The following is a 21647-nucleotide window of genomic DNA, read 5'->3' as shown; positions in this document are numbered from 1 at the left end:
GCAATAACAGCAACTGGACGCTCCCGAGACAGCAAGGCGGTAAGCGATTGGCTTACGGCTGGGACGTTTTCGAATGGGAAACGTATCTTTGAAGTGTCTGGGCTATCTGGGCGTCTTCCCGCGAAAGCAATTACGGGGTTCACCCCTTTCTCTGCATTGCGCATAACATACCCTTGGTTCAGGCTATGGCAAATCTAGCAACCGTTTTGCCGCGCGCAAAACGGCTTATGTTCAAGCGACTGGAATGCTCCAAAAACTCCCTCCGTTGATAGGGAGCCAGGATAAGTCGGCCTTGATTTTTCCCGATGCGACCAGCAAAATCATGGTCGATCTCGAAACAGATCATTTTCTTACATCACTCTGGAACGACTGTGGGGGAGTCTTTCTTGAGCCTTTTGCGACGCCTGCAGGCTGTTGGGCCAAAACGTATTCTCGCCCTTGACGGAGGCGGAATTCGTGGCGCCTTGACGCTGGGCTTTCTTAAACGGATCGAAGCGATCCTGCGAACGTCGCACGATCAGCCAAATCTGGTGCTGGCAGACTATTTCGACCTGATCGGTGGAACCAGTACGGGCGCGATTATCGCCGCCGCGCTGGCTACCGGCATGAGCGCACACGAAGTCGAGAAAATCTATCTCGACTTCGGTGGTGAGGTGTTCAACGACCGACAGGATGATCTGGGGTTACCGAGATTGGGCCTGCTGCGAGGCCGCTACAATGCTGAGCCACTCCGCCGTAAGCTGAAAGAATATTTTGGAGACCGAACTTTAGGCGACAGTTCGATCCGCACCGGACTTTGCGTTGTCACGAAACGCGCAGACACCAACAGCACCTGGCCATTGCTAAATCATCCGAACGGCAAATATTACGCGAGAAACAGCCAAATCCTTCTGCGCAGGGCGGTTCGCGCCAGCACCGCCGCACCGACCTATTTTGATCCCGAGCAACTTGACATAGGTGGGGGTATCAGCGGTGCGTTTGTCGATGGTGGTGTGAGTCTGCACAACAATCCGGCACTGCTTCTGTTTCTCATTGCCACACTCAGGGGCTTTCCTTTTCACTGGCCCACAGGGGAGGAGAAGCTGCTTTTGGTGTCGGTGGGAACCGGTTACTGGAAGGAAGCATCCAGCTTTGAACAGGTCATGAAAGCACGCTTGTGGAATTGGGCGTCAAGCGTACCGGGCATGTTGATGGATGATGCTTCGTGGCTCAATCAACTGCTCCTGCAATATCTCGCCACCAGTCCAACGGCGACCGCAATTGACAACGAAATAGGGAGCCTGGGTGATGACCTTTTGGGTGGTCAATCAGCGCTAACTTACTTGCGTTACAATGTGCCAATTGAAGAGGAAGCGTTACTCGAGCTTGGTTTGGGTGACCTGGCCGGCCACGCAAAAAGATTGCGCGACATGAGCCTCGCTCAGAATCGCCATGAGCTTAATCTGATCGGCGCAACGGCTGCGGCAAGAATGGTCGATGAGCTGCATTTCTCATCAACATTTAGCCTGCTGCCAAACGGCGCGGAACCAAGCTGAGATTCAATGCGAGCGGGGACCGATCTTCTGGGCAGTAGCACTTTTATGTCTTTCGGTGAACGTCGACCTCGTTCACTCCGTGCCCTGGCCGGTACGTTTGGCTGAGCAACCGTCAGTGGTAGGGGGGCCGAAGACGGTGACACGCCCGCTATTCTGGCCGGCCATTAACCTGAGTCGACTGTGCCGACGTCCGTGTCGAGGACGATCACCCGCCAAGCTAGCGTCGTCTGATGACGAGGTTGTAGGAACGGCTGCTTGGCGCCCTCATTTAGGTCGTAGCGGTCTCGTCGGCACGTACCTGAAAGCTGACATCGCGGAGGGCGGCGCAAGTACCATCAGCAAGACAACCGCCCGAAACCAGGGGGGCGGTAGATCTTCCGGGTTACTAATGATCGGAAGCCAACTTTAACCTAGAGCAAGTTCGAAACGAGAAACCCGCCCGGCCAACCGAGCGGGTCTGATCAAAAAGCAGCAAAGGCTCGCGCTAACCGCCTTGTCTATTTGTTTTGGGATTTGTCTGCCTGCATTCGTTTCGAGGCTTCCGAAACATGTTGTGCGGCCAGATACATCAACGTCGACGCCGCGGTGCGGCGAACCCATCCCGCAGCCTCCGCCTTGTCCAGCAAGTTGGCAAGCAGCGGCTTCAGAACAGCACGGCACTCCAGTTCATAATCGAGGAATTCACTTGTTTCGTGGGTCGGTGCCGAAACCAATGGCGAACCATTCATAGCATTCATGAAGATCACCTCATCTTAGACCTGCCTGCCCCCGCACTGGCGGAGGCAGGCATTTGCCAATGGCTTAGAAGTCCATCCCGGCGCCGGCGGGCAGGGTCGGGGACGCTTCTTTCTTAGGCTTTTCCGCAACCATAGCCTCGGTGGTTACCAGCAGGCCGGCGACGGAGGCTGCATCTTGCAGCGCGGTCCGCACCACTTTGGCCGGGTCTATGACGCCCTGACTGTAGAGGTCGCCATATTCACCGGTTTGGGCGTTCCAGCCATAGGCGAAATCCGTCTTTTCGCGCAGCTTGCCGACGATGATCGAACCTTCGGCGCCGGCATTCTCTGCGATCTGACGGACAGGAGCCTCGATAGCGCGACGAACGATGTCGATGCCGTATTTCTGGTCGGCATTGTCGGCTGTCAGCGTGCCGAGGGATTGTACAGACCTCAGCAGGGCGACGCCGCCTCCTGGCAGCACCCCTTCCTCAACCGCAGCACGGGTTGCGTGAAGGGCGTCGTCAACGCGATCCTTCTTCTCTTTTACCTCCACTTCGGTGGCCCCGCCGACACGGATCACCGCAACGCCGCCAGCCAGCTTGGCAAGCCGCTCCTGCAGCTTCTCACGGTCGTAGTCGGAAGTAGTCTCCTCGATCTGCGCCTTGATCTGGATAACGCGGCCCTGGATTTCCTCCTTCCTGCCGGCGCCGTCGACGATTGTGGTGTTCTCCTTCTCGATCACGACCTTCTTGGCGCGGCCCAGCATCTGCAGGGTGACGGTCTCGAGCTTGATGCCTAGGTCTTCGCTGATCGCGGTACCGCCGGTGAGGATGGCGATGTCTTCCAGCATGGCCTTGCGGCGGTCGCCGAAGCCAGGCGCCTTCACCGCCGCGACCTTGAGGCCACCCCGCAACTTGTTGACGACCAGCGTTGCCAGGGCCTCGCCTTCCACGTCCTCGGCGATGATGAGCAATGGTTTGCCCGATTGCACCACCGCTTCGAGAACCGGCAGCAGTGCCTGCAGATTGGCGAGCTTCTTTTCATGGATCAGCACATAGGGCTCTTCCAGTTCGACCCGCATCTTGTCCTGGTTGGTGACGAAGTAGGGGCTGAGATAGCCGCGGTCGAACTGCATGCCTTCGACCACTTCCAGCTCCGTCTCGGCGGTCTTGGCTTCTTCGACCGTGATGACACCTTCGTTGCCAACCTTTTCCATCGCTTCGGCCAGGTAGCGGCCGATTTCGGCGTCGCCATTGGCCGAGATCGTACCAACCTGGGCAATCTCGTCATTCCTGGTGATCTTGCGGGCGTTGGCCTTGAGCTCCGAGACGACGGCTTCAACGGCCTTGTCGATGCCGCGCTTCAAGTCCATCGGATTCATGCCCGAAGCGACGGCTTTGGCGCCTTCCCGGACGATGGCCTGCGCAAGTACGGTGGCGGTGGTGGTGCCGTCACCGGCCAGGTCGTTGGTTTTCGAGGCGACTTCGCGCACCATCTGTGCGCCCATGTTCTCGAATTTGTCCTCGAGCTCGATTTCCTTGGCGACGGTAACGCCATCCTTGGTGATGCGCGGAGCCCCGAACGACTTGTCGATGACGACATTTCGGCCTTTCGGACCGAGGGTCACCTTGACGGCATTGGCGAGGATATCGACACCGCGCAGCATGCGCTCGCGCGCGTCGGAATTGAATTTGACTTCCTTGGCAGCCATGGGATCACTCCTTCAATAGGCAGTTTTCTTGACTTGGTCGGGCTGTGCTCACGCGGCTTTCTTCAGCGCCGCGGTCGCCTCGATCACGCCCATCACGTCGCTTTCCTTCATGATGAGCAGATCTTCGCCGTTGAGCTTGATTTCCGTGCCGGACCATTTGCCGAACAGGATGCGGTCACCGACCTTGAGGTCGAGTTCCACAAGCCTCCCGCTTTCGTCGCGCGCACCGGAGCCCACGGCGACGACTTCGCCCTGCTGAGGCTTCTCCTTTGCGGTATCGGGAATGATGATGCCGCCAGCCGTCTTTTCCTCGGCTTCGACGCGGCGGACCAGGACACGGTCATGCAATGGACGGAACGTCATATCGTTCTCCTTCAGGACAAACAGATTGTGAGAGGTTCCTCCACTCCGGACCGGACGGACCGGAGCGGGGGGCGCGCAACCCAAAAAAGCATCACGCGCAGATGGAGCTAATTTTGCGGTTTTGGAGTTTCAAGAGGTGGGGCAAAAATTTTTTGCAAGCCCGTGCCAGATCACTAGAGCGCTGAAAAGGAAGAACAAAATTCGCTGTTATACGACTATGTGATCTTGAATTCGTGCCGGCTCGAGTCAAAAATATTCAGACCTTGGCAAGGTCCGGGCGGTCGGTAGTAGGTCGCTCTGGATGGGTTCGAAACAAGGAGGACGAAATATGGTTGCCACTGTGAGCAAGCAGTTCCGTCGGCAGATGGAAGGATACGGCCTGACCACGGCCGAAATCCATTACCGCTTGCCCGATCATCCCAGTCTGCTGCAACTCTATGTCTGGCAGGAATACGATCTCGCGCCGCATTTCCCTGAACTGAAACAGTTCCTCGGCTATTGGGAACGTGAACTGGAAGGTCCGCTTCATTCGGTGCGCATTGCTCACCAACGGCTGATCCGCCCGTCGGAATGGCGCGCTATCGACGGGGTTATCGCAATCCATTAAAGGTCATTTCAAGCAGCAGCCCGTCAATTGCCTGTGCCGAGTGCAGTTGCGGAGTGAACGCGCTTTCAATGCAGCCAAACCCGAGCCTTGCGGCCTTGTGAAATGCTTTGTGCCCATCGCTGGCGCTGCGCTGTCTATCCAGCGCCCGACAAGCACCATCGGCCGTCTGTCAATGCGGCTGCATGCGACCGGCCACGGCGAGAAGGCGTTCCAGGAGTGGATTTCGCGATCTGGCCGAAGACGCCGGGCGCACAGTCGCAGGTATCCCGATTGGTTGCCGCCTAGCCCAGCGAGCAGACGTACTGTCCGACTGCCCGCTTTCACATATCAAGATTGGAGACGCAGTCCGGCGCGCGTCCAATACTCAGTTCGAGGGCACGCTTCGCGCGATCAGCCTCGACATCCGCTGTGAGAAGGCCTTTGCGTCGGCCGGCTTATCCCCGTCGAGGACGCGAGCTTCGTCATACAGAAGATGGACCACATCTTGACGGAACGAAAGGTCTCCATCGCCCAGTCTCGCAAGGGCAAGAATGCGGTCATGACGGGGGTTGATTTCCAGGATCGGCGTTGCAGCCTTGTCGAGACGGCCTGCCGCGCTGAGCAGCCGCTCGATCTGGCGGTCGGGCCCACCCTCGGGGGCCACGAGACAGACAGCGCTTTCGGTAAGACGGTCGGACGCCTTCACATCGGACACCTCCCCGCCAAGGGTCGATTTTACGAAAGCGATGAAGGTCGCGATCTCGGGCGATGCTTCGGTCTCGGTTTTTGTGGCGTCGTCAGGAAGCGCGATCTCGGAGAGGTCGGCGCCGCCTTGCGTCACCGACTTGAACGGCTTGCCATCGAATTCGGGCGCCATTGTCACCCAGAAGCTGTCGACAGGGTCCGTCAGCAGAAGAACTTCGACGCCACGCGCTTTGAACCCCTCGAGCTGCGGGGAGGCTTCGAGCCGGGCCTTATCGTCGCCGGTCATGAAGTAGATTGCCTGCTGGCCGTCCTTCATTGCAGCGACATAATCGGCGAGGCTGCGCCAGCTGTCTCCTGATGCCGTTGAATGGAAACGCGCCAGTTTCAGCAACTGCTCGCGACGCTCCCAGTCCTCGTAGAGGCCCTCCTTGAGGACAACGCCGAAGTTGTCCCAGATTTTGTGGTAGCGAGCGCCGTCATCCTCCGAGATTTTTGCCAGGTCGCCGAGAATGCGGCTGGTCACGCCTTTGCGGACTGCTGCCAGAAGCGGGCTGTCCTGTATCATCTCGCGCGAAAGGTTGAGGGGTAGATCCGCGGAATCGACAAGACCGCGGACGAAGCGCAGATAGCGTGGTACCAGATCCGCATTGTCGGTGATGAAGACGCGCCGCACATAGAGCTTCATGTGGCCGCTGCGATGCTGGTCGAACAGGTCGAAAGGACGCGAACCAGGGATGAAGGCGAGCGTGTTGTATTCGTGGCGTCCCTCGGCCTTGAAATGAACGGTTGCCGCCGGTTCGTCATATAGTCCGGAAACGCCGCGATAGAAGTCGGTATACTCTTCAGCCTTGATGTCGCTCTTCGGCTTCACCCACAACGCCGTGCCGTCAGCGACCTCTCGTCGCTCGCCCCCGGGTTTTTCGATTAGCGCCACCGGAACCGGGACATGGCCGGACTGTTCCTTGATCAACCTTTCCAGTTGATAGGGTTGCATATAGCTGGTGGCACCTTCCATCAGATGCAGCACGACACGGGTGCCGCGCCTCGGCGCGTCGTCAGCTGGGGCCGACGCGATCTGGTAGGAGCCCTTGCCGTCGGAGGACCAGCGCCAGGCCTCGTCGGCGCCTGCCTTGCGCGTAATGACGTCAACCTTATCGGCAACCATGAAAACTGAATAGAAGCCCACACCGAATTGGCCGATCAGTTCGGTACCTTCTCCAGACTTTGCAGCTTCGACGCGCTCCATGAAGGCGCGGGTGCCGGAGCGTGCGATCGTGCCGAGCGCCTCGACCAGTTCGTCGCCACTCATGCCAATGCCGTTGTCTTCGACGGTCAGGCGTTTCTGGTCCGGATCGGCTACAATGGTGATAGAAGGCTTCGGATCGGCGCCAAGCAGTTCTGGCTTGGTGATCGCCTCGTACCGCAGCTTTTCGCAGGCATCGGCGGCGTTGGAAATCAGTTCGCGCAGGAACACGTCGCGATCGGAATAAACTGAATGCACCATCATGTGCAGAAGGCGCGATACATCGGCTTCGAAAGATCGGGCCTCGGCTTCTTTCACATCTGTCGGCATTGAACATTACCTGCTGTTGGACGACTAGGATTGACGGCGGATGAGATGGCGAAATGCGGACGCGCTTTCAAGTGTTGACCGCAGAAACCCAGCCCGGTTGTGGCAACGAGGCTCATAGTATTTGCGAACCCTGTCATCTTGGCTCTGCATAGCGCTGCTTTCGATCAGTCCTTGTCGGCACGGACCGAGCCGGGCTTCCGTGAAAGCCAGCAGCTCTTCAACCGTGGAATGTCGTCTCGATCTTGACGCCGAAAATCGGTCTTCACATATTTTTGGCGGGACATCGCCGATTGCGGGCGATGACCGTCATTCAACCCGTTGAACCGTCGAAACATGGGAGATTTCGATGACCGATAAAATGTTCGATACTCATATGCTTTCGCGAGATGCCACGGGCGAAGCGCTTGCCGGATTCCCCTATTCTGGTCAGTCGGGCGCTGTCGCGATGTCCCGGGCGTCCGGCGCATGCCGAGCGGTTGTGCTCTGTTCTTCGTGAGGGAGAGAAAACCATGCTTTCTCAGCCTTTCGAAAAACCTGTCCGTGTCTGGGTCGGACTTGGGTTTCCGCGCCAACTCAACACCGTGGTCGACGCTTATCAGTTTGTCACCGACTGGTGCGGCAACAGCCCGGAACAGAAGGCAGCCATCCGTGCCTGCAAGGCCGCTCTGGCAGGCGACATCGATGCTGAAACCGCGCGAAGCATCGTCGTCCACTTTGCTAGGAAGAAGGACATTCTGTTTGAGGACGCAGACATGGCGGCGGTAACGTCTGAACGACCGCTGCATCTTTGAGACAATGGCTCGGAGGGCGGTCGCGATTGAAGCCCGCCCTCAAGCCCCGGTCCGCCAACTCGCTCCCGTCGCTTGCGTCGGAGGGGCGATCACTCGGCGCTTCTCCAGCATCCGCAAATCCATCGCTCCGGCATCTTTGGAAAAGTGGAACCAATTGTTTGCGAGCAGATTTTCTTGCTGAATTCAACAAGGAGCCCGGCTATGGGAAGCACATCGGACAAGGTCAAAGGCAAAGCCAACGAGGTTGCCGGGAAGGCGCGCCAGGCCATCGGCAAGGCCGTGGGCAACCACGAAGAACAGGCCAAGGGCAAAATCCAGGAAACCAAGGGCCAGGCGCAGGTCGCCAAGGGCCGGGTTAAAGACGCTGTGAAGAACCTCGTCGACAAGGCCTGATCGGAAAATACGCACCCATCAACGAGCCCGCGGCGACGCGGGCTTTTCCTTTGGAGAACGAAATGCGGATCGAGATACTGGCTGCGGTACCGGTCGTCTTCGCGCTGCTGGCGGGAAGCGTTCAGGCTCAAATCCCCGACGAGCCCGCCGTCACCGCCTGCAAATCGACCGGCTTGTTGGCCTTGCAAGAGAAGTCCAAGGACATCACCGACCTCGTGGTCGATATGGAGAGCGTCGCGGTCAGCAAGGCTGACACCAAGGTTGAAGATGTGCCGGTCAAAACCGTCATCCTCGGCGAAGCCTATATTGCTCGAAGTGGAAAAACCGGAGCGCCTGATCGCTTCGTCTGCCTTCTGGGCGAAAAGGGCAAGGTGCTGTTGACCTTCTTCACCGCACAGTAAAGCAAATTCCGGTACGGCGCGTTTCGAGAATCGCCGGGGAGGGGCGGTACGAAGTCCCCGTTTTCGTTCCAAGTGCACGCGTGCGTCCTGGCACGGATGTCTACGAATTCCACCTCGTTGCAGCTCTGAGGGAAGGGCCGCTTTGCGCCGTCCATCTCGCCGTCACGCTCAACTTTGCCGCTGCCCGAAAGCGGACATTTCGACAACGGGTAGAGTTTAAGGTTGCTCCCTTCGAGACGTTCCGATCTTAGGCAGGAACCCGTTTCGCGCGACTTGCCCCGCCTTTCCGAAGGCTGAGCCTTATTCGGCGGCCATCGCTATTCGCAATTCCGTCTCCTCCACCGCGTCCTTTTGGATCTCATCCGCGGTCGGCTTGATCCGGAACCACGCGGTATAGAGCGCGGGGAGGAAGAGCAGGATCAGCACCGTGCCGACCGCCGTGCCGCCTATCAGCGTATAGGCCATCGATCCCCAGAATATGGAGTGCGTGAGGGGTATGAAGGCCAGCACCGCTGCAAGCGCGGTCAGGATCACAGGTCGGGCGCGCTGCACCGTGGCCTCGATGACGGCATGATAGTCGTCAAGGCCGGCGGCCTGGTTTTCCTTGATCTGCTCGGTCAGGATCAGCGTGTTTCGCATCAGGATGCCAGCCAGTCCTATGAGGCCCAGAATGGCGTTGAAGCCAAAGGGCTGGTTGAAGGCAAGCAGCATGGGTACCACACCGACGAGGCCGAGCGGTGCCGTCAGCACCACCATGAACATCGTCGGAAACGACCGCACCTGCAGCATGATGACAATCAGCATGGCGGCGATCATGACCGGGAAGACCTTGGCCAAGGCGGTGTTGGCCTTTTCAGCCTCCTCGATCGATCCGCCCATTTCGATGCGATAGCCGGCCGGAAGGGATGCGATCAGCGGCTGCAAGGCCTCCATGACCTGCTTGGAGATCTCCGGAGGCTGCGTGGCCTCATTGATGTCCGAGCGGACCGTGATGACAGACATGCGATCGCGGCGCTTCATGATCGGCTCTTCCAGACGGATTTCCGAATGCCCGATCTGGTCGAGCGGAATCTGCCGGCCATCGCGGCTCATCACCGAGAAGTCTGCTAGACGCGATGGATCCAGCCGTTCCCCGCCGGCGCTGCGCGCCACGACGGGAACGTTGCGGATGTCCTCACGAACCTGCGTGACAGGAATGCCGGTGAGAAGGAACTGGAGCTGCTGGCCCACCTCCGCCGGTGATAGGCCGATGAGGTTCAGCCGATCCTGATCCGGGACAAAGCGAAGCACGGGCGTGCGATTTCCCCAATCGCGGTTTGCCTCCCGCACGTCGGGGACGGTTCGCATGATGTCGAGAGCCTTTTCGGAGATGCTGTAGAGTTGCGCCGGATCGGGTCCGATGATCCGGAACTCGACAGGGAAGACCGAGGGGGGACCGAACACGAACTGCGTGACGCGCACAAAGGCCTCGGGCGCGAGCCCCTGGGCCACCGCCTTACGGAGCCTGTGTTTCAGGGCATCGCGCGCCACCGCGTCCGGTGTCAGCACGACGATCTTTGCGAAAGCGGGATCAGGCAGCTCCGGCGACAGCGCCAGGTAGAATCTCGGCGCTCCCTGACCGATATAGCTGGTGACGATCTCGGTCTCCGGCTGATGATCAAGCCAGTGCTCGAGCTTCTCGACCGCCGCGGTTGTCGTCTCAATGCTGGTGCCTTCAGGTAAGCGAACCTCCACCAGCACTTCGGGGCGGTCGGATGTAGGGAAAAACTGCTGTTTGAGGGTGCCGATGCCAATCACGGAAAGCGCGAAGGCGATGCCCACGATGCCACTGGTCACGAATTTGTGGCGCACGGCAAAGGTGATGAGCCGCCGCAGACGCCGATAGTTTGGCGTGTCGTAGATCGCGTGCGTGCCACCGGGGATCGGCTTGATATCGGGCAGCATCTTGACGCCGAGATAAGGCGTGAAGACCACCGCGACGATCCAGGAGACGATGAGGGCAAAGCCGACGACCCAGAAGATGTTGCCGGCATATTCGCCGGCCGTCGAGTGCGCGAACCCCACCGGCAGGAAACCGGCGACCGTCACGAGCGTACCCGACAGCATCGGCGCCGCGGTGTGGCTCCAGGCATAGGCCGCCGCCTTGATGCGATCCATGCCCTCTTCCATTTTCACCACCATCACCTCGATGGCGATAATGGCGTCGTCGACGAGAAGGCCGAGCGCCAGAATGAGGGCGCCGAGCGTGATGCGGTCGAAGAACCGGCCGGTCTCCAGCATGATGAGGAAGACAGCGGCCAGCGTCAGCGGAACGGCGGCCGCAACCACGATACCGACGCGCCAGCCGAGGCTGACGAGGCTCACCAGAAGCACCACGCCAAGCGCCATCGCGAACTTCAGCATGAATTCGTCGACCGCATGCGTGATGTTGACGGCTTGGTCGGTCACCTTGTCGAGCGTCATGCCGAGCGGCAGCGCCCCTGCGATAGCCGTCGTCCTCTCCTCTAGCGCCTTGCCGAGCGCCAAGCCGTTCCAGCCTTCCTGCATGACCGCCGCGAGCATGATGGTGGGTTCGCCCTGATGGCGGATGAGATAAGTGGGAGGGTCCTCGTAGCCGCGGCGGACGTCGGCAACGTCGGAAAGCTTCAGTGTGCGCCCTCCACCAACAATCGGCGTGTCGGCGATCGCCTGGACGCTGTCATAGGCGCCGTTGAGCCTGATGAAGACCTGTGGTCCCTTGGTATCGATCGAGCCCGCAGGCGCGACGCTGTTCTGTCGTTGCAAGGCGGCGACGATATCCTGGGCCGACACGCCAAGGGTGGCCAATTTAGCGTAGGAGAACTCGACGAATATCTGTTCGGGACGCTCACCGAGAATGTTAATCTTTTTGACGCCGGGCACATGCAGGAGATCCTGACGGATTACCTCGGCCTGCCTTGCCAGTTCACGCATCGGCATCCCATTGGCCTTGAGTGCATAAAGGGCGAAGCTGACATCGGAATATTCGTCATTGACGAAGGGGCCGTAGACGCCAGACGGCAGGTTTCGGGCTTCGTCCCCGAGCTTCTTACGGGCCTGGTAGAACTCCTCCTGCACCTCCGATGGCGGCGTGCTGTCCTTCAGCGTAAGCGTCATGAGCGCGAAACCCGGCCGTGTCGTCGTATCGACCCGGTCGTACCAGGCCAGTTCCTGGAGCCGCTTCTCCAGCGGCTCGGCGACGAGATCCTGCATCTCGCGCGCCGTCGCGCCCGGCCATGCCGCCGTTACCGTCAGGTTCTTGATGGTGAAGCTCGGGTCCTCCGCCCGCCCGAGGTTGACGAAGGCGTAAGCGCCGGCAGCCACCAGCAGGAGGATGAAGAACAGGGTGATGGCGCGTTCGCGAACGGCGATAGCAGAGAGATTGAAGTTCATCACTTGTTCCCGCTTTCAGACGCAGACCTGACGCGCGCGCCCTCCTGCAGGAGATGCGCGCCAAGCGACACGATCGGATCGGCGGAGTTCAGTCCGGAAATCACAGCGGCTTCGCTGCTCATGCGGACGAGCTTAACCGGCCGGAAGTGAACGGTCGACGTAGTGCTTTCGAAAACCCAAACACCGGTCCTCTCGCCATCATCGAGCACGGCTCCGAGCGGCACCTGGATTTCCAGCTGACTCGCCTGACTTGCCAGCCGAATGGTTACCGTCGCGCCAAGCGGCGCTGCCGCAGCTTGTCCGTCAAGCACATAGCGGGCCTCATAGGTGCGCGTCTGGCCATCGGCGGAGTCCGATAGTTGCCGGAGATGTGCCTTATAGCGATGCCCATTGCTCCCGTACACACTGGCCTCGGCCACCGAGCCGATCGCTGGCCGGATCGTTTCGGGAAGCGCGACCACCGCCTCACGAGGACCGGCCCGCGCGATGCGGACCACCGGCTGACCGGCGGAGACGACCTGTCCCGGCTCGCCAAGCGTTTCGAGCACCGTTCCATCCGCATCCGCCACGAGCACCGCGTAGGTCGCCTCATTCTCGGCGACCCGTGCTTCGGCCTCGGCGGCGGCGAGTTGCGCCTGGGCTGTATCCAGCGCGGCCTTTGCCGCCTCGTAGCGCTGACGGGGAACCCATCCATTCTTGAGCAACTTGGCGTATCGCCGTTCATCCGGTTCCGCCTGGACGACTATTGCGCGCGCTGCGGCCACGGCGTTGCGCTTCCCTGTGAGCGCGAGGCGAAGGTCGGTGTCGTCGATCCGCATCAGCGGCTGGCCGGCCTTGACCTGCTGACCGACATCCACGAGGCGTTCCACGATCTTGCCGGGGACGCGAAAACCGAGATTGCTCTCGACCTTCGCCCCGACGATGCCAGTGAAGGAGCGCTCGGACCCCGTCACCGGAGTTGCCGTCACCAGCCTGACGATCGGCGGGTCCTGCCTCGGGTCGCTGACAGCGGCGGCTTCCTGCGCAGGAATGGCAAATGTGACGAAAGCGGCGGCTCCTGACCCTGCGATCAAGACACCGGCCAGCACCAGTAGATTCCTCTTTTTCTTGTCCATCGGCTCGCTTCAAAAATAGATTGCGTTCGTACTCTATAGTTGGTATAGATTTCGAATGCAATCTAAAAAGGAGGTGGCGATGCGGGTAAGTCGCATTCAGGCAGCGGAGAACCGGGAAGCCGTGATCAACGTGGCGAGCCGCCTCTTCAGGGAGCACGGCTTTGATGGTATCGGCCTCAAGGATCTGATGAAGGGCGCCGGCCTGACCCAGGGCGCCTTCTACAAGCAGTTCGCATCAAAGGACGACCTGGCCGCGCAGGCATCCAGGCGAGCGATGGAGCGCGCCTTCAGCCGCTTTTCAGCCGCGGCCGCGGAAAATCCCGACGATCCCCTTGGCGCGGCAATCGCGCTCTACCTCAGCACGGAACATCGCGAAGAGCGGATGGACGGCTGCCCGGTCGCGGCACTCGGTTCGGATGCAGCCAGACAGAGCGCCGACGTAAAGGCGTCATTCGAAGCCGGGATCAGGGAATACCTCGAGATGCTCGGCTCTGGGGTTGGCGAAGCGGAGGGCAAGGAGCGCGGTGGCAAGGCCATGGCGATTCTTTCGACAATGGTCGGCGCGATGGTCCTCTCGCGCGCCGTCAACGACGAGCAGTTGTCGAAGCAATTCTTGGAGGCGGCTGCCAAGAGCGTGAGGGAGTTGTCTGCCGGTACAGCCCAAGAAGAGCAGCGGCAATGACGATGGGTTTCTTCACCCGAGTTCCACGGCCCGGTCGAGACGGAATTTCTCCACCGCAAGAGGGGAATTAGCATGAGGCTCGGACGCAAGCATCGCCATACTGGTCGTTGGCCTCGGCGGCCTGACGGTTCCCGTTTTCGCTGCGCCGCTCGAGCGCGTTTCGCGGGACGATATTTCGCGCCAGACCCAACTCAACCCTTCCATCCACAACACGGAGCTCATCACCATGGATGACGTCATCATCATCGGCGGCAGCTTTGCCGGCCTCGCCGGTGCCCTGCAGCTCGGTCGTGCCCGCCGCAAGGTCACCGTTCTCGATACCGGCCTGCCGCGCAACCGCTTCGCCGGCCACTCACATGGCATGCTCGGCCACGATCACAAGCCACCGCTGGACATCCTGGCCGAGGCGCGGCAGCAGTTGGCGCGGTATCCCGCGATCAAGCTGGTTAATGCGCGGGCCGACAGCATCTCCGGCGCCATCGACGATTTCTCCGTCCTCACTGCCGAGGGCGAAACCCTTGGCGCGCGCCGCCTGATCCTGAGTTATGGCATTGTCGACCAGATGCCTGCTGTTCCGGGCTTTGCCGAAAGTTGGGGCACGGCCATCGTGCCTTGCCCCTATTGCGATGGCTTTGAAGTCGCCGGCCAGCATTGGGGCCTCGTCTGGTCCGGCCCGCAGTCGATGAATCAGGTCAGGTTGTTCCACGATTGGACCGACAGGTTGACCGTCTTCGCCAATGGTTACGATATTCCGCCCGATATCCGGACCGATCTGGAGCGTCGCAACACACCTCTCGTTGACGGTCGGATCACTGAAATCGCCCGTCATGGGGACCATAATGCCATCGTCAAGCTCGATTCAGGCCCCGATGTCGCGGTCGACATCCTGTTCGCGCATCCGCGCAACAAGCCGTCCGCAAGCCTGCATGAGTTACTGGGTCTCGCCACGGTCGAGACGCCGCTCGGCATCGTCCTCAAGGTCGACGAGCGCCGCGAAACCACCGTACCCGGCATCTACGCCGCCGGCGACCTCACAAACCCCCAATTGCCCTCGGTTACAACGGCATCATGGCAAGGCGCGATGGCAGGTATCTTCGCCCAGCAGTCGATGCTGGTTTGAGAGCACAGATTGGAGATGAGCATAGCAGTCGAACCGGACAGCGCCGGTGTGCGCTTCCACCGCCCCTGGTCTATCTGGGAGCGCTGCGAGCGGCGCCGCCCATTTGAGGGAGCGGCGGCTATGCGCTGTCTTTTCGGCCGTTCGCACTATCCCTAACATCTCCCGGAAGCGGACATTGCAGACCGCTCCCCCTGCGATCGTGGTTGCACCACAAGCTGACGTTGGTCATAAGTCGAGAAGGCCGACGTTCGGCTTGGGGCATTCTTACCAGTCGAGTTCCGGAAACCAATGTATGAGCCGACATTTACCTGCCAGTGTTGCAGCATGCGATTGGGACCGAGTAAACGTCTGTTCGCCGAACGGTGGGCGAATCCGGCTTCAAGCCGCACCTGAAGCCACCGCCTTAGGGCGGTGGAGCATTTCTTTACGAAGGTATTTGCAACGTTCGGTCTTGCAAGCTCATCCTATGCGAACGATCTTCAGCCTTTGCGCGTCACCGGGAAGCGAAAACTGTGCGATCTTTCGCTTCTTTACTTTCATGGACTATCCGACGCGTTACGCTGACCCCACACGAGACCAAACCAAAGCTCGCTTCGACTTGTGATCGTCCGTTCGCCGTTAGAAGCACGGCTTGACCACGGCCGTACAATTCGGAATCACGGCAATCTGCCGTGTTAGTTCCATCGACCCATAGAACCGTCCGGGCGACGACCGCGCCGCTTGAATCAAGTAGCTCGAACGGGGTTGTGTTTGACCGCGACCAACCCAAAGACCGAGCGACATATGGACAAATGGTCATTGTCGCTTCGTCCAAATCGCCGAAAAGGTTACCCCGAACATAGCAAACAAGCTTGCTCTCCGTCTGATCGTAGAGAGGCCGACGATCATCCAACGAAATGAGGCGCGGAAGGCCTTCTAAGCCTTCCTCCAAATTGAGCGGGGCGGGTAAGACCAGCCTTGTGCATTCGGCGCTCTCACGCCAAATCCTTGCCCTGAAGAAGCATTCCTCAGCCAGCACGAAGTGACCTGGGGCCAGAACCGAGTAAAGCGAATCTTCAGTGGTTTCGAGCCAATCGTCGTGCTTGAAACCGCCGTATTCTTTGCGCGGAAAAACCGGCCTCAAAGCCCACTCGGGACGGGACTCCGGTTCGATCTGAAATCCTGACAATGAGGGGCCACCGATCTTCTCCCAGACCATCGGGAAAACCCTCGGATCCACCGCCTTGGCGAGCGCCAGTTCCTGCAGAACCCTTCCAAAGCCACGGATCGCCGCCATCGGCAGCGGGCGGCGGTAGCTGAATTGCAGACTCATCCGCCGCAACTGGGCAACGATAGCTGCTTCCGCTTCCGGACCGAACGCGGATCGCCCTCCTTCTCTCCGCATGAAATCCGCGCAGCGCCGCCGCAACAAATCCAACGAGATATCGCAGCGATCGGCCAACATCTGGAAGGGAACCGGCAAGAACGCTGTCCAGGTCCACGGATCGTCGGACCAAATCTGCCTCTGGGTGGAACCGAGTCCCGGGGGTGGTTCAAAATCGAGTGCCTGGTCGGAATCCGAGGTGACCAACCGATAAAAGGCCGGCAGCGGCACGGGCGCGGAATCTTCCATCGGCTCATCGAGATGCGAAAGAACACGCGTGGCCAAACTCGAGACCACGAAGTCGTCATTTGCAGCCGCGTCCCTGGCTTCTGCGACCAGCGCCCCTTGCAAGTGAGAAGCGGTTCTAAGTTGATACATCAACGCAGCCGCCTCCCTATGTCCTTCGGTCTGCTGGCGTAGCAACTCGATCAGCTTCCGAAAGAAGCCTTCCCTTCCTTCGCGGCGTGCGATCAGAGCCGCGGCCGCGCGCGCATGATGTAGCATTTCGGGGCAGGAGAAGCTGAACGCCTTCGCGACAATGAACGCCAGGAGATCCGCGTGACTGCCTATCCCTGTCAGCGGCTCAACAGGTGCCGCGAGCCGGTACTCACGGTACTGCTTTAGATGCTCCTCGGTCTCGATCCAAAACGCCTCATAAGGCAGATCGATGGTGACTTGTTCCAGGACTTCATCGAGGTTGAGAAAAAGCGTGGGGCCGAAGGTTTGGCCTGTCGCAAGCTCGGCCAGCAGAACATCAAATCCCTTCTCACGCCCAGGATCACCTTCAAGGTCGATCCGGAGGCTCTGCACGTCCCGCTTTTGGCCACCGAGGAAGGAGGACCAATGTCCCGTATGGGCAGCCTTCTCCGCCTTGTCAAAGAAACCGAGCGCGCCTGCGCGATCCCCAAATTCGAGGAACCTTTTGGCAAACGCAACCATAACTTTGGCATCGCGCTCCAGATGCGGACGCGCTGTGAAAAAACTCGCAATCTCTTGTTTGGAGGCGGTGCTGGCTAGGCGGTCCGCGGCGCGGCCGTATGAATAGTCCACCCCATCGCCGTGATCGGAGTGGCCGTTCCCGTGCGCCAGAAGCTCGGCGAGATTTGACACGTCGATATCGAGCGACACTCCGCCATTCGACGATCGGCCACCTTCGCCGCGCTCGACTTTTGAAAGGCTTTGAGCGGCCTCGTTGGCGCGGGCAAGAGCCGACGCAATCTGGGCGCTGGTTTCCGGAGCGCATTCTATGACCTGCTCCAGCAACGCGGCGCGCTGCGAAGGCGGACACCACCGCTCGACAGCGGCAACGAGCCGTTCCACAGGTTCTTCGCGGTCAGCGGGGCTCAGCGCTTTCAAGCAGGCTGGAATGCATCGATCCAGCTTATCGTGAAAGAACGGAACGACCAGTCGGCCAAACGCGTCCAATGCAGACGCCGCCAGACCTGCTTCATGCGTCGCGATCGACGCCAGAACTGAATCGGCGAGGCTCGCCCATGAGGTCAGATCGCTTTCAATCAGGCGTGATGCAATACCTGCTGTTGCGTTTGGCACCGCTCCGGCGCCGAGCAGTAAGTCTGGAATGAGCCGCATCGCGGTCTGGTCTCCCTCGGTTTTGTCCATGCCGAGGATAAACTGGGCGAACTCCAGTGCATTGGTCTGTGCCCGGGCGGGAGATGTTCTGCAAGCATTGACGAACGACCACGCCCAGAATGTGTATTGCGGCTCCTTCTTCGCTCGAAGCCAATAGCCAAATGTTTCGTCGTGCAGCGCGCGCAGGACCGCGTGCGCTTCCGTCTTCAGGCCCACGCTGTTGAACGCACGCGCGATGTCGGCCTTCGATGCGACGACTTCCTGAGGGGTTCGGCCTTCCGACGCGTGGGCTTGAACACGTTCGATGCGCCTTCTTGCGCCGTCGATATCGCCATCCAGCTCGAAAACAAGCGACGCAAATTTCAGCTGGAATGGCAGCGACCCGGAAAGACTATTGCCTTCCCCTGTCGTTTGGTCGATGAACCCAACGACTTCCTTTAGCGCCTCGCGGTCAAGTTGACGCGCAATCCGCAGTACTGGATAGGGGAGCCAGCCAAGCGTTTGGAAAAAGCGGTATCCCTGAAAATCGCCGCCGTCGGGCCGGGCGGTGGCGAAAAACAAAATGATCCTTTTGAGCGCGGCGACCACCTGGCCGGCGTTTTCAACTTTCGCTTTCGCGCGCAGCTCGCCAAGTTCGCGAACTTTCTTGTGGGCATTAGCCAGGAGTTCGCTTCGTTCGCCGCGTGGACCAAGCGGCGCCTCGGGAAGGTTCACCCCTGCGAGACCACCAAGAACAACGGTCTCATAAATCTCTCGGCACCTAACCTCGACGCTGTCACCACCATACCCCATCTGGTCGTCGTCAAGGCGAGGGATGGTAAGCTTCTCGGTGAACCGGGTCGCCAGATCAGGCGCGCTGATCTCATGGGCAATGAATGCCGCTTCTCTTTTCCATGATGGGTGGAGCGTGGCCGTCTCGGGCATGGATGCCGCATTGCGGAGGCGTTCGAGCGCCATACCATCGCCATCGCCGGCCTCTGCCGCCGATTGCACCATCAGGCACGCCGCGTCGGATGGGCTTAGCGACAGATCGTTCTGGAGAGTCTCGATGTTCGTATCCGGATGGTCGGTGACGACACCGAGTGCAAGCCGGAATTTGAGGTTGTTCCGATCTGCGACACCGTCGTCATCGCTGAAATGCCGCAGCTTGATCGACATGGAATCGATCAGGGCAGCAAGCTTGTCGATCGGCCGGAACCTGTGCGCTATCCCGATCCAACCCTGCGCCTCACTGACATCCACTTGGCGGTCAAGGCGTCCGCCAAAGAGCACCTCAAGGGGCTCGTTTGCTTCGAATACCTGTCTCGCCGATTCGTACTCCCCTGCGTCCCACAGATGGCCGGCCAGCCGCAGCCAACCATCGCCCGCGCTTCCGGTTTCCAGCGCATGCTTGATCGCAAGGTCTACATCGCCAAGGTCGAGAAAAAGACCAACAAGATCGAGGTCGCTCACGGCTTCGAGCCGGTATTCGATTTCCTTTGAGATCAGGAGCTTGTTGAGCAGCGTAACGCGGTGGCGAGTGGGCTTCACTGCAGCGTAAGTGAGGCGAAGGTCATTGTTGATCTCGCTGGACGGCCTGAAGGCGGCCAAGGATCGACGAAAATAGTCCGCTGTTCCGATCCGCAGCACAGCGGCATCATCACCCGCGCGCGCCCGGTAGCGCAATTCCATCCAATGTTGTGAGTCTTCCGGGGGGGCGGCCGTGGCGATCTCTGCCAAAAGCTTGTTGAACCTCTTTTCGGCATCCGGATCGGGCTTTCCGAACCGTTTCCCTGTCGCCGCGGCGACGAAAAGCCGGAAGCTGTTGTGGAAAATCGCAAGCCGGTCATTGTTGCGCCACGCGAGCAAGAAGCCGGCCTTTTGAAGCACATCTTCGACGGCGCCATCGGAGGAAGCATGCGCCAATTGCTCTGGCGACAAGTCGCCTTCTGCTCGCGCCAGAGTGCCGAGTGCAGACCTTGTCGCGTCGGCCGTTTCAAGCTTTGCCCATACGCGCTCGTAAATCTGCTCCAGCGAGCGGCCAAGCCCGTTGGCGTGCGAGAGAATTGTATCCGCCGCTTCCGACGAGGACGCGACCTTCAAGGCTTCAATAAAATAGCGGGCGGTCAGCGGATGCCCTTGGCATGCGTCGAACAGGCTCTCTCGCTCTACGAAGTCAGGCACCCCGGCCGCATTGGCCATCTGGAAAATTGCGTTTCTGGACAAGGGGTCGATGATGACGCGACGCTCTGATTCGCTTGCTTGCTGGATGATTGTCGGATGCAGATCAGCGAGATCCAGCCGCTGCGTCCCGAGCACAAACAGCACGCCGCTCGGGACCGCGTTGGCGGCGGGAAGCTCCTTGAGAAACGAGAAATCCGGATTCTCCTCGCGCGGCACATGATCCAGCCCGTCAACGACAATGACGGTCTTTCGTCCCGTTTCCTGAAAACGGCGACTGGCCTGGTCAAGCTGCCTCCTGAGCTCAGACCGCAAGTTACTCAGGTCGTCTTGGGCGAACCGTGACCCGTAAAAGCCCTGACTCTTGAGCTCCGCAATCATGTCGTTGAGAAATTCTCCGGCCTCGGCGCGGCCAAGGCCGTGCCGCTGGTCCGGATGGAACGCGAGGTATCGCGATACGCTGTAATTGGCCGTCGAATACATGCTCCGCTGGAGAAGCGTCGATTTTCCGGTTCCCGGCGGCCCGCACAGAGTTATATAACCGCTCGACGCCCTCGTCAGCGCTTCAAGCAGCCTCGCCTCAGTAGCGGTGTTCTCCTGGAAGTCGGGTGGGACGGGAAACTCGTGAACGTTGAACTGGCTCAGCCTGTTCCGCCAGCCGAGCTTCTCAACCAACTCGGTTTCCGACCAAGTGCGCTTCGAGGCAGCCGTGGCAACAAGAGCCGGAAAGAGATTCCTGATCGCCTCGATTCTCCCGCGATCCTCGGGCTGAAAATTCTCGACCTTGTTGCGCGCGAGCTCGGCTCCATCGCACAGTTCAAGGCTGGCTAAGAACTTTGGGAATTGCTGCTCGTCCAAACCGGAAAGGACCTGAAGCTCCCCAAGCTTCGCACTCCATATCGAAGCGGCAATGGCATCAGTGCCGCCGTCATGTTTCGAGATGAACCGCGCAAATTCAGCGCTGTGTCTCGCGCCAGTTGCTCCGCGGTTCACCAACGAGGTGTCGTTGGTGCTGAAGAAACCCGCGAAGATATACTTGAGACGGACCTTTCCAACGCCGAACTTTTGCTCCAGCCCAATCCAGGCATCCGCCATGGTGCGAATGAGCCGGTCCGCCGTCAGGACGGTTGCAAGGGTAACGTAACCCGCGTCCTGAGTGGTCTTGACCTGCGTTGCATGTACCTGTTGCCCAGCATGCACGAGCAAATCATCAAAAATGCCGGCCGATGGCTCGGCAATGGTGATACCTTCGAGCTCGCCATCCTGCATGAGCCTGTAAAGGCGGCACGCCGAATACTCGTATTGCTTCCAGTACCCGCCGATGGCAGCGACTTCACCGGATGCGGATGCTTTCCTTGCTGAATGGAATGTCGTCACGGAGTCCTGCCTGATGCTACCACTGTAAGATAAAGCGAGGCCGGGAACAAAC

The 21647-nt window shown here is 59.7% G+C and carries 14 protein-coding genes; 7 read left to right on the top strand and 7 right to left on the bottom strand.

The window, feature by feature from the left end; genetic code table 11:
- Positions 1-386: 386 nt before the first annotated feature.
- On the top strand, positions 387-1535 hold the full coding sequence (locus ACFWYE_RS18970; protein ID WP_379113468.1) for a patatin-like phospholipase family protein: 1149 nt from the start codon (positions 387-389) through the stop codon (positions 1533-1535).
- A 497-nt stretch (positions 1536-2032) separates the two neighbouring features.
- Here ACFWYE_RS18970 and ACFWYE_RS18965 read toward each other — a convergent pair whose 3' ends face one another.
- The 3 genes from ACFWYE_RS18965 to groES form a co-directional block, all read right to left on the bottom strand.
- Positions 2033-2272, bottom strand: coding sequence for a hypothetical protein (locus ACFWYE_RS18965; protein ID WP_379113466.1), 240 nt, complete (start codon positions 2270-2272; stop codon positions 2033-2035).
- Between the two features lie 64 nt (positions 2273-2336).
- Complete coding sequence (groL, locus tag ACFWYE_RS18960) at positions 2337-3965, bottom strand: chaperonin GroEL (RefSeq protein ID WP_379113464.1); 1629 nt, start codon at positions 3963-3965, stop codon at positions 2337-2339.
- A gap of 48 nt (positions 3966-4013) precedes the next feature.
- Complete coding sequence (gene groES / locus ACFWYE_RS18955; protein ID WP_379113463.1) at positions 4014-4328, bottom strand: co-chaperone GroES; 315 nt, start codon at positions 4326-4328, stop codon at positions 4014-4016.
- A gap of 328 nt (positions 4329-4656) precedes the next feature.
- On the opposite strand from groES, the gene ACFWYE_RS18950 reads away from it, so the two are divergent.
- Positions 4657-4935 carry an usg protein gene (locus tag ACFWYE_RS18950; RefSeq protein WP_379113462.1) on the top strand — a complete coding sequence of 93 codons (279 nt, stop codon included), beginning with the start codon at positions 4657-4659 and terminating at the stop codon, positions 4933-4935.
- Between the two features lie 364 nt (positions 4936-5299).
- On the opposite strand, the gene htpG is transcribed toward ACFWYE_RS18950, so the two are convergent.
- Positions 5300-7192, bottom strand: a complete 1893-nt coding sequence (gene htpG / locus ACFWYE_RS18945; RefSeq protein WP_379113460.1) for a molecular chaperone HtpG — start codon at positions 7190-7192, stop codon at positions 5300-5302.
- Positions 7193-7701: 509 nt separating this feature from the next.
- On the opposite strand from htpG, the gene ACFWYE_RS18940 reads away from it, so the two are divergent.
- The 3 genes from ACFWYE_RS18940 (at position 7702) to ACFWYE_RS18930 (ending at position 8777) form a co-directional block, all read left to right on the top strand.
- Entirely contained in the window at positions 7702-7983 is a 282-nt protein-coding gene (locus tag ACFWYE_RS18940; protein ID WP_379113458.1) for a DUF982 domain-containing protein, read from the top strand.
- Positions 7984-8184: 201 nt separating this feature from the next.
- Positions 8185-8376, top strand: a complete 192-nt coding sequence (locus tag ACFWYE_RS18935) for a CsbD family protein (protein WP_379113456.1) — start codon at positions 8185-8187, stop codon at positions 8374-8376.
- 62 nt (positions 8377-8438) lie between these two features.
- Entirely contained in the window at positions 8439-8777 is a 339-nt protein-coding gene (locus ACFWYE_RS18930; protein WP_379113454.1) for a hypothetical protein, read from the top strand.
- A gap of 300 nt (positions 8778-9077) precedes the next feature.
- On the opposite strand, the gene ACFWYE_RS18925 is transcribed toward ACFWYE_RS18930, so the two are convergent.
- Both ACFWYE_RS18925 and ACFWYE_RS18920 read right to left on the bottom strand, forming a co-directional pair.
- The gene (locus tag ACFWYE_RS18925) at positions 9078-12188 is read right to left on the bottom strand and encodes an efflux RND transporter permease subunit (RefSeq protein WP_379113452.1); all 3111 of its coding nucleotides are present in this window, start codon (positions 12186-12188) and stop codon (positions 9078-9080) included.
- Entirely contained in the window at positions 12188-13303 is a 1116-nt protein-coding gene (locus ACFWYE_RS18920) for an efflux RND transporter periplasmic adaptor subunit (RefSeq protein ID WP_379113450.1), read from the bottom strand. The genes ACFWYE_RS18925 and ACFWYE_RS18920 overlap by 1 nt, the downstream gene beginning before the upstream one ends.
- 79 nt (positions 13304-13382) lie before the next feature.
- On the opposite strand from ACFWYE_RS18920, the gene ACFWYE_RS18915 reads away from it, so the two are divergent.
- Positions 13383-13985 carry a TetR/AcrR family transcriptional regulator gene (locus ACFWYE_RS18915; RefSeq protein WP_379113607.1) on the top strand — a complete coding sequence of 201 codons (603 nt, stop codon included), beginning with the start codon at positions 13383-13385 and terminating at the stop codon, positions 13983-13985.
- A gap of 226 nt (positions 13986-14211) precedes the next feature.
- Positions 14212-15105, top strand: a complete 894-nt coding sequence (locus tag ACFWYE_RS18910; protein ID WP_379113448.1) for an NAD(P)/FAD-dependent oxidoreductase — start codon at positions 14212-14214, stop codon at positions 15103-15105.
- A gap of 493 nt (positions 15106-15598) precedes the next feature.
- Here the strand turns inward: ACFWYE_RS18910 and ACFWYE_RS18905 are convergent, their stop codons facing one another.
- Positions 15599-21595, bottom strand: coding sequence for an AAA family ATPase (locus ACFWYE_RS18905; protein WP_379113446.1), 5997 nt, complete (start codon positions 21593-21595; stop codon positions 15599-15601).
- Positions 21596-21647 lie beyond the last annotated feature (52 nt).

The sequence above is a fragment of the Mesorhizobium sp. NPDC059025 genome (assembly GCF_042739655.1).
Taxonomy (GTDB): domain Bacteria; phylum Pseudomonadota; class Alphaproteobacteria; order Rhizobiales; family Rhizobiaceae; genus Mesorhizobium.
Note: the sequence above shows the minus strand (reverse complement) of the source record. Positions and strands in the feature narration are given on the sequence as shown.

Excerpts from the sequence above, each read along its gene's own strand:
- ACFWYE_RS18965 (WP_379113466.1), bottom strand. The coding sequence starts at position 2,272 with ATGAATGCTATGAATGGTTCGCCATTGGTTTCGGCACCGACCCACGAA.
- groL (WP_379113464.1), bottom strand. The coding sequence starts at position 3,965 with ATGGCTGCCAAGGAAGTCAAATTCAATTCCGACGCGCGCGAGCGCATG.
- groES (WP_379113463.1), bottom strand. The coding sequence starts at position 4,328 with ATGACGTTCCGTCCATTGCATGACCGTGTCCTGGTCCGCCGCGTCGAA.
- ACFWYE_RS18950 (WP_379113462.1), top strand. The coding sequence starts at position 4,657 with ATGGTTGCCACTGTGAGCAAGCAGTTCCGTCGGCAGATGGAAGGATAC.
- htpG (WP_379113460.1), bottom strand. The coding sequence starts at position 7,192 with ATGCCGACAGATGTGAAAGAAGCCGAGGCCCGATCTTTCGAAGCCGAT.
- ACFWYE_RS18940 (WP_379113458.1), top strand. The coding sequence starts at position 7,702 with ATGCTTTCTCAGCCTTTCGAAAAACCTGTCCGTGTCTGGGTCGGACTT.
- ACFWYE_RS18935 (WP_379113456.1), top strand. The coding sequence starts at position 8,185 with ATGGGAAGCACATCGGACAAGGTCAAAGGCAAAGCCAACGAGGTTGCC.
- ACFWYE_RS18930 (WP_379113454.1), top strand. The coding sequence starts at position 8,439 with ATGCGGATCGAGATACTGGCTGCGGTACCGGTCGTCTTCGCGCTGCTG.
- ACFWYE_RS18925 (WP_379113452.1), bottom strand. The coding sequence starts at position 12,188 with ATGAACTTCAATCTCTCTGCTATCGCCGTTCGCGAACGCGCCATCACC.
- ACFWYE_RS18920 (WP_379113450.1), bottom strand. The coding sequence starts at position 13,303 with ATGGACAAGAAAAAGAGGAATCTACTGGTGCTGGCCGGTGTCTTGATC.
- ACFWYE_RS18915 (WP_379113607.1), top strand. The coding sequence starts at position 13,383 with ATGCGGGTAAGTCGCATTCAGGCAGCGGAGAACCGGGAAGCCGTGATC.
- ACFWYE_RS18910 (WP_379113448.1), top strand. The coding sequence starts at position 14,212 with ATGGATGACGTCATCATCATCGGCGGCAGCTTTGCCGGCCTCGCCGGT.